We start from the raw sequence: 15,863 nt of genomic DNA on the forward strand, positions 1-15,863 counted from the left end.
CATCAGCCTTTTATTAAAATCCTACATTTATTAAAAATGCGGATGACCAAGAGCCTATTCGAAATATTCTTGAGAGAAGCTCAGACGAGGAAAACCCAAAAAACGCAGTAATATGAATATATTAAATAAATATTTTTAACATGATCTTCATAGGATCTAAAATCACAGCCGAAATTCTTCGCCTAAATAAACTCGTTTAACTTGTTCGTCTGCTAAAATTTCTTGCGGTGTGCCCTGGGCGATCAGATGCCCTCGATTCACGATATAGGCTCGCTCACAAACGTCTAGCGTTTCACGCACGTTGTGATCGGTAATCAAAACGCCTAATCCCCTCCCCCGCAAATGCTTAATAATTTTTTTGATGTCAATCACCGAAATCGGATCGACTCCGGCAAAGGGTTCATCAAGTAAAATGAACTTAGGATTAGCGGCCAACGCTCGAGCAATTTCAACACGTCGACGTTCTCCACCGGAAAGCGATTGGCCTAGGTTATCGTGTAAATGCGCAATATGGAACTCTTCCATCAGCTCTTTTGCCCGTTCTGTACGCTGCTGGGCTAATAGATCTTGACGAATTTCTAGTACCGCCATTAAGTTGTGATAAACACTTAGGCCACGAAAAATAGACGCTTCTTGCGGTAGATAACCAATCCCGCGTCGTGCGCGTTCATGCAAAGGTAACAGGCTGATATCTTCTTCATCAAGCAGAATACATCCAGCGTCACGTGCAACGATCCCCACGATCATATAAAAAGTAGTTGTTTTTCCTGCCCCATTAGGGCCTAACAAACCAACAATTTCACCTGAATTTACGGTCAGGCTAACCTCTTCAACCACTTTGCGTCCTTTATACGCTTTGGCCAATTTTGTTACGATTAAGCTTGCCATTGTTGTTGCCCATGGTTGTGAAAGCCGGTTCGATATCTGAGCGTTGCTCAAAAAGATTTGGAATATACCCTTCGCCTTTGAAGCCGCCGTGTTGTTGGCTGCGGACGCTCGCCCTGGCAGCCGAAGGCAACTTCAAAGACTGTGGGTATAGGCTCTTAATTTTTTGTCTCATTTGTTTTACGATTTTTTTGTGGCTTAGGCTTAGTTTCTTGTAATTGAGCAGGCAACAATACAGTGGTGACACGTTTATTTTTATCACTGAAAGCTTCCATTAGCTGCTTTTCCACCTGATAAGTAATGCGATCAGCTTCAATATTGCTATCTAGTTGTTTCAGATAAGCATTACCAGTAAGTACCAAGAATTGATTAGCTAGCTGATAACGCAATTTTTCGCCGTGTCCGGTCACTAACTTACCGTTATCTTGCATTTGCTGAAAAGTGACTGGAGTGCCAAAACCTTCCATTACCGTTTTTTTTTGCTCACCGTCGGGACGGGTGACAACCACTTTATTCGCTTTAATTTCAATGCTACCTTGCTTAATGATGACATTATCGATAAAAACTGAAACATTGTTAGGTAAATCGAGTGATTGTGTATCTGAGGTGATATGAATGGGCTGTTCACTATCACTGCTTAACGCTAAAGCGGGAAAGTTCACTGTTAAAAATGCCGCTAAAAATAAGCCGGTCAGTAAAATACCATGGATTTTATTGCTGATTTTCATAATGGGTTTTAACCTTCTCGCTTAGTTCTACGGTTTGATTACGCAAATTTCCCCGCATTTTCATACCATTGACAGTGAATCCAACACCATACAGGTTAACATCATCATTTGATGAGATATTTTGATTGATTAAATTAACTTCAGCATTATCAGTGGTAATTTTTTGCAACTGTGAGATTGCTGTTAAATTATTAACCTCAACATGACCATATAAATAGAGCATTTTACCATCGGTGAGTTTGGCCTGATCCGCTTTTATTTCCCAACTGCCTACCGCGTTTTCATCAAACAAGGTCATGACTGGCTTAGTGAACCAAGTGACCGTCGAATGATCGAGAGCCGTATTATTAACTGAGCTATTGGTATAATTTTTAACCTCTTCTGCCATCAATCGATAATGTAGTTTACCGTCTAGTGCATATACCGCCGTAACCGTTTGTTGACTTTGATAAGTAGGGAGATTGTGATCAACAGGTTGTATTACCTGCTGATTAAAACCAGAGAAATTCGAACCAATTAACGCCAAAGCGATCATGATCAGTAACAGTGTTATCCCTATTCTGGTTTTGGTCATATCAACATCCTACAAATCTGTTGCATTTTTTTGTGCAAACAAGATGAGATCACAAACTTCTCGCACCGCACCCTGTCCCCCTGCAATACGGGTAATATAATGTACTTTTTTTCGCACTACAGGATGAGCATCTGCCACTGCAACTGATAGCCCCACCTCATTCATTACGGGTAAGTCGATCAAATCATCACCAATATAAGCCACTTGCTCAGGTTGACAATTGAGTTTTGTTAATAATTCTTTATAGGCTAAAGATTTATCCACTTGGCCTTGATATAGGTGTTTAATGGATAACGTTTGCGCCCGATTTTTGACTAATTCGGCATTACGCGCCGTGATAATGGCAACTTCCACGCCAGATTTTTTTAAACAACGGATACCATAACCGTCTCGCACATGAAAAGCTTTCAGTTCTTCACCTTGGTTACCCATATAAATTAAACCATTCGACAATACCCCATCGACATCACAAATAAGTAAACGGATCTTAGCGGCACATTCAATAATTTTTGTCAGTACTAATCCATAATCAGTTTCTGTATACATTTATGTCTCCCTTTTATACGATACCCGCTTTTAGCAGGTCGTGCATATGCACTACACCCAATAGGCGCTCATCTTCGACCACTAACAGTACTGTAATATTATGTGATTGCATTAAATTGAGCGCTTCCACCGCCAGCTTATCAGCAGAAATATGGATACCACCCGATGTCATAACCTCAGCAATTTTAGCGTTATTGAGATCAAACGTGTTATCAGATAATACTCGGCGTAAATCGCCATCAGTAAAAACACCGGCAATTTTCATCTGATCATCACAGATAACGGTTAAACCGAGTTTTTTTTGCGTAATTTCCAGCAATGCATCACGCAATGAAGCATCAAGAGTCACCTGTGGAATTTCAGTACCAATATGCATAATCTCGTCGACACGAACGAGTAATTTGCGTCCTAACAAACCACCTGGATGAGAAAGGGCAAAATGCTGTGGAGTAAAGCGACGTTTTTTCAGTAACGCCACTGCAAGGGCATCACCCATAACAAGGGTAGCGGTGGTACTCGCTGTTGGGGCAAGTCCCAATGGGCAAGCCTCTTCGGGTACTTTAATGCATAAATGGATATCCGCCACCTCACCCATGTTACTTTTAGGATTGCCGCTCATGGCAATCAACAAAATTTTTTGGCGTTTTAAAATCGGGATCAGGGATAAAATTTCACCTGTTTCACCCGAATTTGAGATAGCCAAGACAATATCCTGTGATGTCACCATTCCTAAATCACCATGGCTCGCTTCGGTGGGATGGATAAAAAAAGCAGGTGTGCCGGTACTGGCGAAGGTCGCTGCTATTTTTCGGCCAATATGACCTGATTTACCTATCCCCATCACTACCACTTTGCCCTGACAATTAAAGATTTTTTCGCAAGCATGAGAAAAATCATGATTAATGTATTGATCAAGCTGTGCTAGAGCATTACGCTCAATTTGTAATACTTCTTTTCCGGCTTGTTGGAAGCAACAATCTTCAGAGCAATTGCCTGGAAAACAGGCGCCTGATGATAATTCAACATGAGACATATTCGACCCCTGCTCGGTTATAAAACTCGGCTGCGACGTTAAATCGAGCAATGCTATACCCTTCGTTTTTGAAGTTGCCTTCGGCTACCAAGGCGACCGATCGATGAGCGTAAACATACCATGAGGCGAGAGCTGACAGCCAACAACGCGGCGGCTTCAAAGGCAAAGGGTATAAAAAACATCACAAGATAAACGATAAACTTACTGAATAACAGAGCTTCGGTCACACAGCCGAGTAAAATATATCCACAGCCTTTGAAGCTGCGGCTAGGCGGCCAGGGGGTGAGACCGATGCGCGTAGATAGACTACGTGACTCGGCGAACACCCGCCGCCAACGCCGCCCTAACTTGAAAGGCGAAGGGTATAACCGTCATCAAGCACAACAAAGGCGAATAAAAATGAACCCATTGCCATCGAATTTAATTGAAATCCAGAATATGAGTTTCACCCGCCGTGAACGTAGGATATTTTCCGATATTAATATGACAGTACCCCGTGGAAAAATAACGGCGATTATGGGGCCATCAGGGATAGGTAAAACAACTTTGTTACGATTGATAGGTGGGCAATTAGTGCCTGACTGTGGCATGATTTTGTTTAACGGCGACAATATTCCAACCTTGTCACGTCAACGACTGTACAATGCACGTAAGAAAATGGGAATGTTATTTCAGTCTGGTGCCTTGTTTACTGATCTGAATGTTTTCGACAATGTTGCTTTTCCTCTACGTGAGCATAGCAGCCTGCCAGACGAACTATTGCACAGTACAGTAATGATGAAATTGGAAGCTGTCGGATTACGGGGCGCTGCCAAAATGATGCCGTCGGAGCTTTCTGGCGGAATGGCCAGGCGAGTTGCACTGGCTCGAGCGATCGCGCTCGATCCTGAATTAATTATGTTTGATGAACCTTTTGGTGGCCAAGATCCGATTACGATGGGAATTCTCGTTAAACTTATCGATGAGTTAAACCAGGCATTAGGTGTTACCTGTATTGTGGTGTCGCACGATGTAAAAGAAATACTCAGTATCGCTGATTATGCCTACATTATTGCTGACCAACGGGTGATAGCTGAAGGAACAGCAACACAATTACAAAATAATCACAACCAACAGGTACGCCAGTTCCTTGATGGTATCGCCGATGGGCCTATCCCTTTTCGTTTTCCAGCCGATGACTATAAAATAGAATTATTAAAAAAACATAAACATCAATATTATAAAAATACGCGCTAACAAAAAAGCGAAAAATGAAACTCAGATCCACTGTGATAAATGATAGATTAGCAACTTCTTAGAGCCTATTCGAAATTTTCTTTGAGCTGCGCTAAGACGAGGAAAATATGTTGCTACTGATTTTAACAATATCAGTAAACACAGCAGATTTTGAATAAATTTTAGGCTGATGGAGTATTTATGCTAGTAAAAGCGTTGGCGTCCCTAGGTGGTAAAGCGATCGATGTATGCACATCATTCGGGCGCGCCGGATGGATGTTATTTCATGCGCTGGTGGGTAAACCAGAACCGCGCAAACAATGGCCATTGCTAGTAAAACAGCTCCACAATCTGGGAACACAATCTCTGTCAATTATTGTGGTTTCTGGATTATTTATCGGCATGGTACTGGGATTACAAGGCTATTTAATCTTGATGACTTACAGTGCTGAAGCCAGCCTGGGGATGATGGTAGCGCTATCATTGCTGCGGGAACTGGGTCCAGTAATAACAGCATTATTATTCGCAGGAAGAGCAGGATCAGCACTGACTGCTGAAATCGGCCTAATGAAAGCCACGGAACAGCTTGCTAGCTTGGAGATGATGGCGATTGATCCTCTTCGACGGGTAATCGCCCCTCGTTTTTGGGCCGGTGTCATTAGTATGCCATTATTGATGGCCATTTTTATTGCGGTTGGAATAGTCGGGGGAGCGATAGTTGGGGTTGACTGGAAGGGAATCGACGCCGGATTCTTCTGGTCGGCGATGCAAAATGCTATTGAATGGCGAGTCGATTTAATCAATAGCCTGATTAAAAGCTTAGTATTCACCGTGGCCGTCACTTGGATTGCGCTATTTAACGGCTATGATGCGCTCCCGACGTCTGAAGGCATTAGTCAAGCAACCACTCGTACTGTAGTGTATTCATCATTAGCAGTGCTAGGATTAGATTTTGTGCTGACAACACTCATGTTCGGAAACTAAATCATGCAAACGAAAAAAAGTGAAATAGGGGTAGGCCTGTTTGTTCTAGTGGCTTTCATTGCCGTGATTTTTTTATGCCTGAAAGTGGCTGATATCAAATCAATAGGTAATCAATCAACTTACCGTATATACGCAATTTTCAACAACGTAGGCGGATTAAAAATCAATTCGCCTGTGAAAATTGGTGGGGTGGTAATAGGGCGAGTAGCCGATATCTCTTTAGATAAAAAAAATTATAACCCTCGAGTAGCGATAGATATCCAGGAAAATTATAATCATATTCCCAATAGCAGTTCTCTAGCCATTAGAACCGCGGGGTTACTAGGGGAACAATTTTTGGCACTTAATGTCGGTTTTGAAGATCAAGAAATGGGTACTGGTATCTTAAAAGCTGGCGATACCATTGAAGACACTAAGTCCGCGTTGATTTTAGAAGATTTAATCGGGCAGTTAATTTATAAAAAGGACGATAATAATACTGTTGCCAATTCCGCAACATCAACCCAGGGGGGATTTTGAAATGATCAGGGCACGCATGCTTAAATATTTATTAATGATGACATTATTGTTAGTCACACCTTTGGCCAGTGCGGTAGACAAAACTAATCCTTATCGCCTGATGGAAGATGTGGCGCAAAGAACCTTTGACAGATTAAAAAACGAACAGTCTAAAATCAAACAAAATCCTAATTATCTGCGAACCATTGTACGTGAAGAGCTCATCCCTGCTGTACAAATAAAGTACGCCGGAGCATTGGTATTAGGGCCTTATTATAAGGAAGCCACCAAAGCTGAGCTCGACGATTATTTTGGCGCCTTCGAAAAATATCTGGAACAATCTTACGCCCAAGCATTAACGATGTATCAGGGGCAAACGTATAAAATTTCACCGGAACAACCGTTAGACAGAGAAATTATCCCTATCCGTGTCGAGATCGTTGATCCCAACGGACGCCCACCAATACGTTTAGATTTTCAGTGGCGCCGCAACACGCAAACTGGATATTGGCAAGCTTTTGACATGATTGTTGAAGGAGTAAGTATGATTCAGACCAAAAAAAGTGGCTGGGATTCTATTTTGCAGCAGACAGGAATTCAAGGCCTAACCAAAGCATTAAACGCCAGCAGCAAACAGGAAATTAAATTAAACAAAAAATAATAATGGAATAAATAATAATCATGATCGGTAAATTAAACTGGCAATTGCAGACAAACAGCTTACTATTGCAAGGCGATCTGGATCGTGACACCTTGTTGCCCTTATGGCAGCAACGTAACAAACTGCTCACTGATATTGATTGTATTGATGTGACACAGCTACACCGAGTCGATTCTGCGGGTTTGGCGCTGCTGGTTCATTTAATTCATTTTAAATCTCAGCAGCAAAACATAAAGCTAGCCATATCAGGTATCAGTGATCAGTTAGCCACACTGATTAAGCTCTACAATCTCCCAGGGCGGGATCTAACTCATTAATTAATCAATTTTAGATTACAAAACACACAATTTGTGTATATTAATTAAACATATGAGAAAATTTCGTCTGCGAAATGCTTAAATATTGATCTTATTGATGACAAAAAATACAAAGTGGAATCCCGCCCTGTACAATCTCCAGCAAATAATTTCTATATGAGACGGTTATACCCTTTGTCTTTGAAGTTGCCTTCGGCTGCCAGGGCGACCGACCGATGAGCGTGGACATACCATGAGGGCGAGGGCTCGCAGCCAACAACGCGGTGGAGTCAAAGGCGAAGGGTATAACAATACCGCTTCAATTAACGAGTAAACATGAACATTATTATTGACGCTGCAAAAGTTAAAGAGCTGTTGATGCAAGCAGAAGCATTATCACTACAAGAAGCTCACGTCAGTGTTGAAGGTAGCCATTTTCAAGTGACGGTTATCAGCGAGGTTTTTACTGATATGAATCTTAGACAAAAACACCAGGCTGTCTACACAGTATTAGCGGAATATATTGCTAAAGGCAGTATGCATGCTGTCTCAATTAAAGCCTATACACCACAAGAATGGCAAAGAGATCGCAAACTCAATGGTTTTTAATCTTTCATCTGTATACCCAATGAATTTCGAGTTACGGCAAGGTGGCAATCAATCGAATCCCAGGAGTATACAGGTAGTACATGACAGAGGGTGAGTGATCGCTGCCAACGCCGCCTTAACTTGAAAGGTGAAGGGTATAACCATAATTCAATCATAAAGAGCCGTCATAATGGAAAAATTTCAGGTGGAAGGGGTCGCTTGCCTGACAGGTGAGGTCACTATTTCTGGTGCAAAAAACGCCGCCCTGCCAATATTATTCGCTTCATTATTAGCTGAAAAGCCTGTGGAATTACAGAATATTCCGCATCTCAAAGATATCGATACCACTATTAAATTACTCCGCCGTTTAGGTGTCAAAATTGAGCGGAATGGTTCGGTGTTTGTTGATGCTAGCCAAGTTAATAAGTTCCGTGCTCCTTATGAATTGGTGAAAACGATGCGTGCTTCCATCTGGGCATTAGGGCCTTTGGTCGCAAGATTTGGTAAAGGTGAAGTTTCTTTACCAGGTGGCTGTGCTATTGGTGCACGTCCGGTTGATCTACATATTGATGGTTTGAAAAGTCTAGGTGTCGAAATAAAGCTAGAAGATGGCTATGTCAAAGCCTCTGTCGACGGGCGTTTAAAAGGGGCGCATATTAAAATGAAAGCGGTCAGCGTGGGCGCAACAGTCACTATTATGAGTGCGGCAACGTTAGCTGAAGGTATCACAAAGATTGAGAACGCGGCGAGAGAACCAGAAATTGTTGATACCGCGAATTTTCTCAATATGTTAGGCGCAAAAATAAGTGGGGCGGGAACCGATAGCATTACCATCGAAGGAGTAAATAGCTTAAGCCGTGGTGGAGTGTATTCTATACTTCCTGATCGAATTGAAACCGGTACTTTCTTGGTAGCAGCAGCCATTTCAAGAGGCAAAATTGTTTGTCATAATACTTGTGCTGACACTTTGGAGGCTGTATTGGCTAAACTTAGTGATGCCGGAGCTTCTATTGAAATAGACAAAGATAAAAAACAGATCAGTTTGGATATGCACGGCAAACGCCCAAAAGCTGTTACTTTATGTACGGCACCCCACCCTGGATTTCCAACAGACATGCAAGCACAATTTAGTTTACTTAACCTTGTTGCAGAAGGTCGTGGTGTGATCACTGAAACCATTTTCGAAAACCGTTTTATGCACGTGCCAGAATTAGTTCGTATGGGAGCAAAAGCAGAAATCAAACACAACAGCGTTATCTGTTGTGGTGTTGAAAAACTTTCAGGGGCGCAAGTTATGGCAACAGATCTGCGTGCTTCTGCCAGTCTTGTCCTGGCGGCCTGTATTGCTGAGGGGGAAACTACCATCGACCGTATTTATCATATCGATCGCGGTTATGAAAAGATCGAAGATAAACTAAGTAAATTAGGCGCTAATATCAAACGGATAAAAGATGTTAAATTACCCGCTATACCCTTCGCCTCTGAAGTTGCCGCTAGGCAGCCAGGGCGTGAGACCGATGAGCGTAGATAGACTACGTGATTCGGCGAACACACGCAGCCAGCAACGCGGCGGCTTCAAAGGCGAAGGGTATATGCCGTAAAACTTTGACCTTCAGGGCTGGAGACATAAGGCTGTGTTTCTGGCAAACCTGTGTGAAAACTCTGCTGCTAGAGCCAAATCAGTTTAATTTGATTCAAGGCGGAGGGGAGGAGCGCAGACAGTACAAATAGTACGAAAGCGACGACAACACAGAATCAAACTAAACTGATTTGGCTATAACAGCGAAAGCCTCGGCATAGCTATGATAGTAATCAGTACCTCCGTGAATGCGGGATTTTAAGCCTGTGGGGAGTTAGTGCTATGCCACTCGATGAAGCAGGAACCCACTGAGGCGAGCCAAATTTCGATCTTAGCGCGCTGTAGGAATCCTTGTTATTTATAGCCGGAAGGATGTCAAAAGAGCTCGATTAGCATCAGCGGTGTTAAAAACTTTAGAATACAGGATGCTGTATTCCCTATAAAACAGAACACTAGCGGCGGGGAAAGCTTCACAAAAAGCAAAGCCCCGCTTTAGAATCATTCGGAGACATCCTGCTGACTCTTTTCTGCTTGAATACGTTGATAGATTTCTTCGCGGTGAACAGGCACGTTTTTTGGAGCGTTCACACCTATTCTTATTTGACCGCCCTTCGTTCCCAAAACAGTAACGATAATGTTATCTTCCTCAACAGGTTCATTGCCAATAACGATTCTTTCACCAACTCGACGAGTCAGAATAAGCATTCTTTGCTCCTTGAAAAATTAAAAGAGTCGGGCCTCTCGGTTTCCCCGCTATTATCCATTATACACCATGAAAACGTAAGCTATTATATCGATATAAAATGTAAGTAGCTTAGTCTAGCGTGTTGCTAACGGATACAAGTTTAGTTGAATTGAACAATTTTGCGCTTAAATTTATACTCGCTCGAATTTGTGAAAAAACATTGCCGTGGAATTTTTTTCAATCGATTGATACAGCATCGATAAGTACCTTACTCGCCTTCGAATTTGGCAGGATTGCAAAAGAAAAATTATCAATACAACGGCTGATTTCGGGGAACATTTCACCTCTAAGAGCCTATTCAAAATCTCTTGTGCTCGCTGATACTTCATCAACAACGAACTCAAAATGCTCCTTTACTTTATGTAAAATGTGCTTTTTTCGCTCATTTTTTTCTCAATTGATCATTGCTAAAGAAGATTGCGAATAAGCTCTAAAAGGCAGTGAGAAATCAGCTCTGTCTGCTGATATTTTATAAAAACCAGACACATTTTATATTGATAATATCATTACCAGATAGAGTTACAATAATTTATTATTTATTTACAATAAAAAGTAAAAATTAATTAAATTGGTATCCAATATTATTACGAGCGTACTTTCAACGAGTATTGCCGAGTTAAAAAAATGGCTATTCACTAATTTATGCGGCTATTTAAGTGTATTGCAATAAAAATACTAAATAAAAATGAAGTTAATTAACCATTTTCAAAACCGGATAACAAAAAAAACCGCAAACCCAGTTAGAGTGCGGATTTTTTGTTACAGTGATTTACTACTCATCTCTGATGTTGTATTTGGTGCATCCAGAAGGATTTGAACCTCCGACCGCTCGGTTCGTAGCCGAGTACTCTATCCAGCTGAGCTATGGATGCGTTATCTATTGGCGGTGAGGGAGGGATTCGAACCCTCGATACGGCTCTTAACCATATACTCCCTTAGCAGGGGAGCGCCTTCAGCCGCTCGGCCACCTCACCTACGCAATTGTACTTAATTTGCTCGTGAGGCTCATCAGCACTGCGTGGGGCACATATTACTTTCCCACATTTATAAGTCAAACGATTTTTTTAACTTATGTTTTCTTCGTGCAATTCACACCCAAAATGAACAATTTAGCGTCAATACTGATGCAGTAAAAATTTGATCAATAATTATACAAAATAATATTTTCTGTTTTATCTGCTATAAATTATTAAACCTTTTTTTAAATTTATACCAACACGAATAACGACTCCACTTATCTGCTTAGTTTCACATAAAAAGATCTGACATTGAGACAATGATAGTTCCAGGAGACAGCAGCACTATGGTTAAATCTCAAATTCTTACAAAATATATTTTACAAATCATTCCTTTAATTGTTGCTACCATCATGTTGTCTGCATGTAGCACACCACAAAAATCAAACTCACATGCCTCTTGGAAAAATACTCGATATGTACCCTACAACTCGCAAAATACATTTGAAACCCGCTTCATCAAGTCAAAAATATTAAAACAATATACGGGTTGGAAAGCCGTACGTTATCGTTTCGGAGGTAGCAGTAAAAAAGGGATTGATTGTTCTGCTTTTGTACAACTGACTTTCCGTGAACAGTTTGGCATAAACTTACCACGCTCAACTTCTGCGCAGCAAACGGTTGGTAAAAAAATTCAACGGATTAAATTAAAGGCTGGTGATTTAGTATTATTTCGGGCGGGTCCCACTGGACGTCATATTGGTATTTATTTAGATAACAATAAATTCGTTCATGTATCTGCCACTACTGGGGTAACAATATCTAGCCTTAATGATCAGTATTGGAAGAAACGATACCACACTGGGCGTAGAGTATTACATAACAGCAATCGTGATTAATTCGTGCATGATTTTAAACCACTATTGACACCCTACGGTTTTATTTGCTGTCTGATTGATATTTCGCTAAAATCCCGCCTGCTTTGCTTTAGATTATTCCAGGGTAAAGGCTATTTCAAAGCTGCTGCTGGGTCGCCTGTAGCAGGATAATTATTCTTAAGAGAAAATAAAATGATCACTATCAATGCAACTGTACGTGATGTTAAAGATCAGGTGAAGGGTGCGAGCCGCCGCCTGCGTGCTAAAAATAAATTTCCCGCGGTCGTCTATGGCGGCACAGAACAAGCTATTTCCATTGTTCTTGAACAGGATGTTATAACAAATCTTGAATCAAAACCGGGTTTTTATGGAGAACCCCTAACTTTAATGATCGATGATAAAGCAAATAATGTGAAAGTACAGGCAGTGCAACGCCATCCATTTAAGCCTAAATTCACTCATATCGACTTCATGCGCGTATATACCCAATGAATTTCGAGTTATGGCAAGGCGGCAATCAATCGAATCGGTACATGACAGAGGATGAGTGATCGCTGTCAACGCCGCCGTAGCTTGAAAGGCGAAGAATATAATTATCAACTGATTCCTTTCTAGTCATGTAAGATAGAAGCAGATCTCAATATCTGCTTCATTTCCTCTTCCCATTGTTAGTGTAGAAATATTTATACCAAGCGAACACAGCCTAAAAATACATGGAAAGTGGTAGACATATTAACTAACTATCTAAGATTATTAATCTATCTTCGATAGTAACCTTCTTCGTCTTAGCGCCTATGCGAAATTTTCCTCGTCTGAAATTCACTAAAGAAAATTTCGCATAGGCTGTTAGGGTTTCTGTAGTGAATAACTAGATAACGTGAAATACGGCGAATTGACAGAATTGAATAATGACAAAACGCATCTTGGTGGTGGAAGATGAGGTAGCAATTCGAGAAATGCTCTGCCTTTTACTGCAGCAAAATGGTTACCAACCGTTAGCAGCAGAAAATTATGGTAATGCAGTGGCATCTCTTACTGGCCTCTTACCCGATCTAGTACTACTTGACTGGATGTTACCGGGAGGTTCCGGTATCCAGTTTATTCAACATATAAGACGTGAGATGTTAACCCGTAGTATTCCTGTAATTATGTTGACGGCGCGCGGGGAAGAAGAGGATCGTGTTTGTGGATTAGAACTCGGTGCCGACGATTATATTACTAAACCTTTTTCACCGAAAGAAGTAGTGGCACGTGTTCGCGCCATGATAAGGCGCATTGTTCCCACGACAACTAAAGAAATAATTGAAATACAAGGTTTGATTTTAGATCCATCGTCACATCGTGTCATAGCCAATGAACAAGTATTAGCAATGGGGCCGACGGAATTCAAATTGCTACATTTTTTTATGGCACGTCCAGAGCGAGTTTATAATCGTGAACAATTGCTAAACTATGTTTGGGGCACCAATGTTTACGTCGAAGATCGCACTGTTGATGTACATATTCGGCGACTACGTAAAGTGCTCGAAAAAAATGGTCACGATAAAATGATTCAAACTGTACGAGGAGCTGGATATCGGTTCTCGACATGCTACTAAATTTTTTATCTGATGTGCTGTAAGCTTAAATACAAATAAGCCTGACACATAGCCTATACTCGCCATAAGTGTAGAAACTCTGATAATACTGAGTGCTGTTGGCATTTTTAACATTTTAGCGACAGAGCATGCTATGTTGCGGAGGAAGAACGGTGCAGTCAGGTACCGTTCTTTGAAACAGGATTCACTGAGATTAATCATGTGCACCTTGTCATTTATGGTGTAGGAAGGATGTGAAAAAGATGTCATGTCGGAGACTTCGTTGTGTTAAAACGTTTATCATGGAAAAGACTGGCATTGGAGTTGATTTTCTTTTGTCTACCCGCGTTATTAATAGGGATTTTTGTTGGTTACCTTCCTTGGTGCTTACTGATTTCAGTGTTAACTGCTTTAACTTGGAATTTTTATAACCAACTTAGACTGTCTGACTGGTTGTGGTTAGAGCGAAGTATGACCCCGCCCAGGGGATATGGAAACTGGGAGTCATTATTCTACGGACTGCATCAGATGCAATTGCGCAATCGTAAACGCCGACGTGAATTAGCGCTATTGATTAAACGCTTTCGTAGTGGTGCAGGATCCTTACCTGATGCGGTGGTGATAATCACTGTTGATGGCCACATTCTCTGGTGTAACCAGCTAGCTCAGCAATTATTGGAATTTCGTTGGCCAGAAGATAATGGCCAGCATATTCTTAATTTATTACGTTATCCTGAATTTAATGATTACATAAGCCAACAAGAATTTCTCTGGCCCTTAACTTTGCAATTAAATAATAGCCATCATGTAGAGTTTCGTGTTATGCCATATTCTGCGGGACAATGGCTACTAGTCGCGCGCGATGTTACCCAGATGATACAGTTAGAAAGCACCCGTCGTATATTTTTTGCTAACGTAAATCATGAGCTACGCACACCGTTAACGGTTTTGCAAGGTTACTTAGAAATGATGCATGATCAACCGTTGGAAAGAGCTATCCAAAATAAAATCCTTGTCACTATGCAGGAGCAGACTAAGCGAATGGATGTCTTGGTCAAACAATTATTAATGCTATCGCGGATCGAGGCAGCACCCACGACGATCAATATGAATGAAGTGGTTGATATTCCAATAATATTACAGGAATTACAACATGAGATTGCAGCAATAAAGACAGCAACTAATAATAGACATCATCAAATCACCTTTCATGTTGACCCACAGTTAAAAATTTTGGGTAATAAAGATCAGCTATCCAGTGCTATTTCAAATCTAGTGTATAATGCGATTAACCATACGCCCGCCGGAACTAAAATTGAAATTCATTGGCAACTTACATCTCAAGGGGCGCAATTTCAAATAAATGATAATGGAAGAGGGATCGCGGCAGAGCATCTTCCTAGGCTGACTGAGCGTTTCTATCGGGTAGATGACGCCCGCTCGCGAGAGACTGGTGGAAACGGTTTAGGGTTAGCTATTGTAAAACATACGTTGAACCATCACGATAGCTACCTGGATATCTTGGCATTGGCACGAATTTCTCCTTTATTTTGCCCCAACGGTTAATATTAACCTCTAACACCGATGACATCGGAAAAAAATTTATTGAGGGTATCTCACCTTAATTTAATGTCTACTATTTTTCTCCCTTCAGCTAATAAAAATAGTAGATGATATAACTAATATTATCCCTTCTAGACATGAACAAACCTTCGTTCGATGAGTATTATTTTAATTTTTTAATATGAGTGATAATTTTTATCTTTATTTATTCATATCAATAAAAAATATCAACCACAAATATTAATATATTTGCTTACTTTTATAATTGGAAGAATATTTCATGTAGCGATGAATTAATATGTTCTTTTTATGTTAATTAACGATTGCTGTTACAGCTATATTAAAAAATAATTATTAAAAATCATAGTATTATATTAATAAATTTGTTAGAAATGAGTTTCATTACTGCTTGTTTAAAAATGTTTAAGCAAGATTTGTTAAATAATATAGCTTCATTTTTTATTATGTTGACTATATTGCTTTCTCTTACAGCAATGGAACGTATTTCAATGAAAAAATATATAACTTGAAAAGTTATTCTTTAAGGTAAAAGATAA

At 40.6% G+C, this 15,863-nt stretch carries 18 protein-coding genes and 2 tRNA genes; 11 read left to right on the top strand and 9 right to left on the bottom strand.

Annotated features, from left to right (window positions below; all coding sequences use genetic code 11):
- Window positions 1-162: 162 nt before the first annotated feature.
- Genes lptB through kdsD form a run of 6 tightly spaced genes read right to left on the bottom strand, consistent with a single transcriptional unit; the run spans window position 163 to window position 3,766 of the window.
- Window positions 163-888, bottom strand: coding sequence for an LPS export ABC transporter ATP-binding protein (lptB, locus tag REG_RS00410; RefSeq protein ID WP_039906837.1), 726 nt, complete (start codon window positions 886-888; stop codon window positions 163-165).
- A complete protein-coding gene (locus REG_RS12440) occupies window positions 848-1,060 on the bottom strand; it encodes a hypothetical protein (protein WP_141553575.1) in 213 nt (70 codons plus the stop codon). Before REG_RS12440 ends, lptB begins: the two co-directional genes overlap by 41 nt.
- Window positions 1,044-1,613: a lipopolysaccharide ABC transporter substrate-binding protein LptA gene (lptA, locus tag REG_RS00415; protein WP_006704040.1), complete on the bottom strand. Its 570-nt coding sequence runs from the start codon at window positions 1,611-1,613 to the stop codon at window positions 1,044-1,046. The genes REG_RS12440 and lptA overlap by 17 nt, the downstream gene beginning before the upstream one ends.
- Complete coding sequence (gene lptC / locus REG_RS00420; RefSeq protein WP_006704041.1) at window positions 1,597-2,187, bottom strand: LPS export ABC transporter periplasmic protein LptC; 591 nt, start codon at window positions 2,185-2,187, stop codon at window positions 1,597-1,599. The genes lptA and lptC overlap by 17 nt, the downstream gene beginning before the upstream one ends.
- Window positions 2,188-2,196: 9 nt before the next feature.
- A complete protein-coding gene (gene kdsC / locus REG_RS00425; protein ID WP_006704042.1) occupies window positions 2,197-2,733 on the bottom strand; it encodes a 3-deoxy-manno-octulosonate-8-phosphatase KdsC in 537 nt (178 codons plus the stop codon).
- Window positions 2,734-2,746: 13 nt separating this feature from the next.
- Window positions 2,747-3,766: an arabinose-5-phosphate isomerase KdsD gene (kdsD, locus tag REG_RS00430; protein ID WP_087943347.1), complete on the bottom strand. Its 1,020-nt coding sequence runs from the start codon at window positions 3,764-3,766 to the stop codon at window positions 2,747-2,749.
- A gap of 399 nt (window positions 3,767-4,165) precedes the next feature.
- Between kdsD and mlaF the strand changes: the two genes are divergently transcribed.
- The 7 genes from mlaF to murA all read left to right on the top strand — a co-directional run bounded on the left by mlaF (window position 4,166) and on the right by murA (window position 9,539).
- Window positions 4,166-5,002, top strand: coding sequence for a phospholipid ABC transporter ATP-binding protein MlaF (gene mlaF, locus REG_RS00440; protein WP_050749282.1), 837 nt, complete (start codon window positions 4,166-4,168; stop codon window positions 5,000-5,002).
- A gap of 180 nt (window positions 5,003-5,182) precedes the next feature.
- A complete protein-coding gene (gene mlaE, locus REG_RS00445; protein ID WP_006704045.1) occupies window positions 5,183-5,965 on the top strand; it encodes a lipid asymmetry maintenance ABC transporter permease subunit MlaE in 783 nt (260 codons plus the stop codon).
- A gap of 3 nt (window positions 5,966-5,968) precedes the next feature.
- Window positions 5,969-6,484: an outer membrane lipid asymmetry maintenance protein MlaD gene (gene mlaD / locus REG_RS00450; protein ID WP_006704046.1), complete on the top strand. Its 516-nt coding sequence runs from the start codon at window positions 5,969-5,971 to the stop codon at window positions 6,482-6,484.
- A 16-nt stretch (window positions 6,485-6,500) separates the two neighbouring features.
- Window positions 6,501-7,124, top strand: coding sequence for a phospholipid-binding protein MlaC (gene mlaC / locus REG_RS00455; protein ID WP_039907030.1), 624 nt, complete (start codon window positions 6,501-6,503; stop codon window positions 7,122-7,124).
- Between the two features lie 20 nt (window positions 7,125-7,144).
- Entirely contained in the window at window positions 7,145-7,441 is a 297-nt protein-coding gene (gene mlaB, locus REG_RS00460; protein ID WP_006704048.1) for a lipid asymmetry maintenance protein MlaB, read from the top strand.
- A 327-nt stretch (window positions 7,442-7,768) separates the two neighbouring features.
- Entirely contained in the window at window positions 7,769-8,029 is a 261-nt protein-coding gene (locus REG_RS00465; protein ID WP_039907032.1) for a BolA family protein, read from the top strand.
- Between the two features lie 169 nt (window positions 8,030-8,198).
- Window positions 8,199-9,539, top strand: coding sequence for a UDP-N-acetylglucosamine 1-carboxyvinyltransferase (gene murA / locus REG_RS00470; RefSeq protein ID WP_006704050.1), 1,341 nt, complete (start codon window positions 8,199-8,201; stop codon window positions 9,537-9,539).
- Between the two features lie 546 nt (window positions 9,540-10,085).
- Here murA and csrA read toward each other — a convergent pair.
- The 3 genes from csrA to REG_RS00485 form a co-directional block, all read right to left on the bottom strand.
- A complete protein-coding gene (gene csrA / locus REG_RS00475) occupies window positions 10,086-10,292 on the bottom strand; it encodes a carbon storage regulator CsrA (RefSeq protein WP_006704051.1) in 207 nt (68 codons plus the stop codon).
- Between the two features lie 835 nt (window positions 10,293-11,127).
- A tRNA-Arg gene (locus tag REG_RS00480) sits at window positions 11,128-11,204 on the bottom strand.
- A 9-nt stretch (window positions 11,205-11,213) separates the two neighbouring features.
- Window positions 11,214-11,306 (bottom strand) — tRNA-Ser (locus REG_RS00485).
- Window positions 11,307-11,635: 329 nt separating this feature from the next.
- Between REG_RS00485 and mepS the strand changes: the two genes are divergently transcribed.
- The 4 genes from mepS (at window position 11,636) to phoR (ending at window position 15,309) form a co-directional block, all read left to right on the top strand.
- Window positions 11,636-12,187, top strand: a complete 552-nt coding sequence (mepS, locus tag REG_RS00490) for a bifunctional murein DD-endopeptidase/murein LD-carboxypeptidase (protein WP_039906840.1) — start codon at window positions 11,636-11,638, stop codon at window positions 12,185-12,187.
- Window positions 12,188-12,358: 171 nt separating this feature from the next.
- On the top strand, window positions 12,359-12,658 hold the full coding sequence (rplY, locus tag REG_RS00495; protein WP_006704054.1) for a 50S ribosomal protein L25: 300 nt from the start codon (window positions 12,359-12,361) through the stop codon (window positions 12,656-12,658).
- Between the two features lie 416 nt (window positions 12,659-13,074).
- On the top strand, window positions 13,075-13,764 hold the full coding sequence (gene phoB / locus REG_RS00500; protein ID WP_006704055.1) for a phosphate regulon transcriptional regulator PhoB: 690 nt from the start codon (window positions 13,075-13,077) through the stop codon (window positions 13,762-13,764).
- A 264-nt stretch (window positions 13,765-14,028) separates the two neighbouring features.
- Entirely contained in the window at window positions 14,029-15,309 is a 1,281-nt protein-coding gene (gene phoR / locus REG_RS00505; protein WP_006704056.1) for a phosphate regulon sensor histidine kinase PhoR, read from the top strand.
- Window positions 15,310-15,863: the final 554 nt, after the last annotated feature.

The organism is Candidatus Regiella insecticola LSR1 (assembly GCF_000143625.1).
Taxonomy (GTDB): Bacteria; Pseudomonadota; Gammaproteobacteria; order Enterobacterales; family Enterobacteriaceae; genus Regiella; species Regiella insecticola.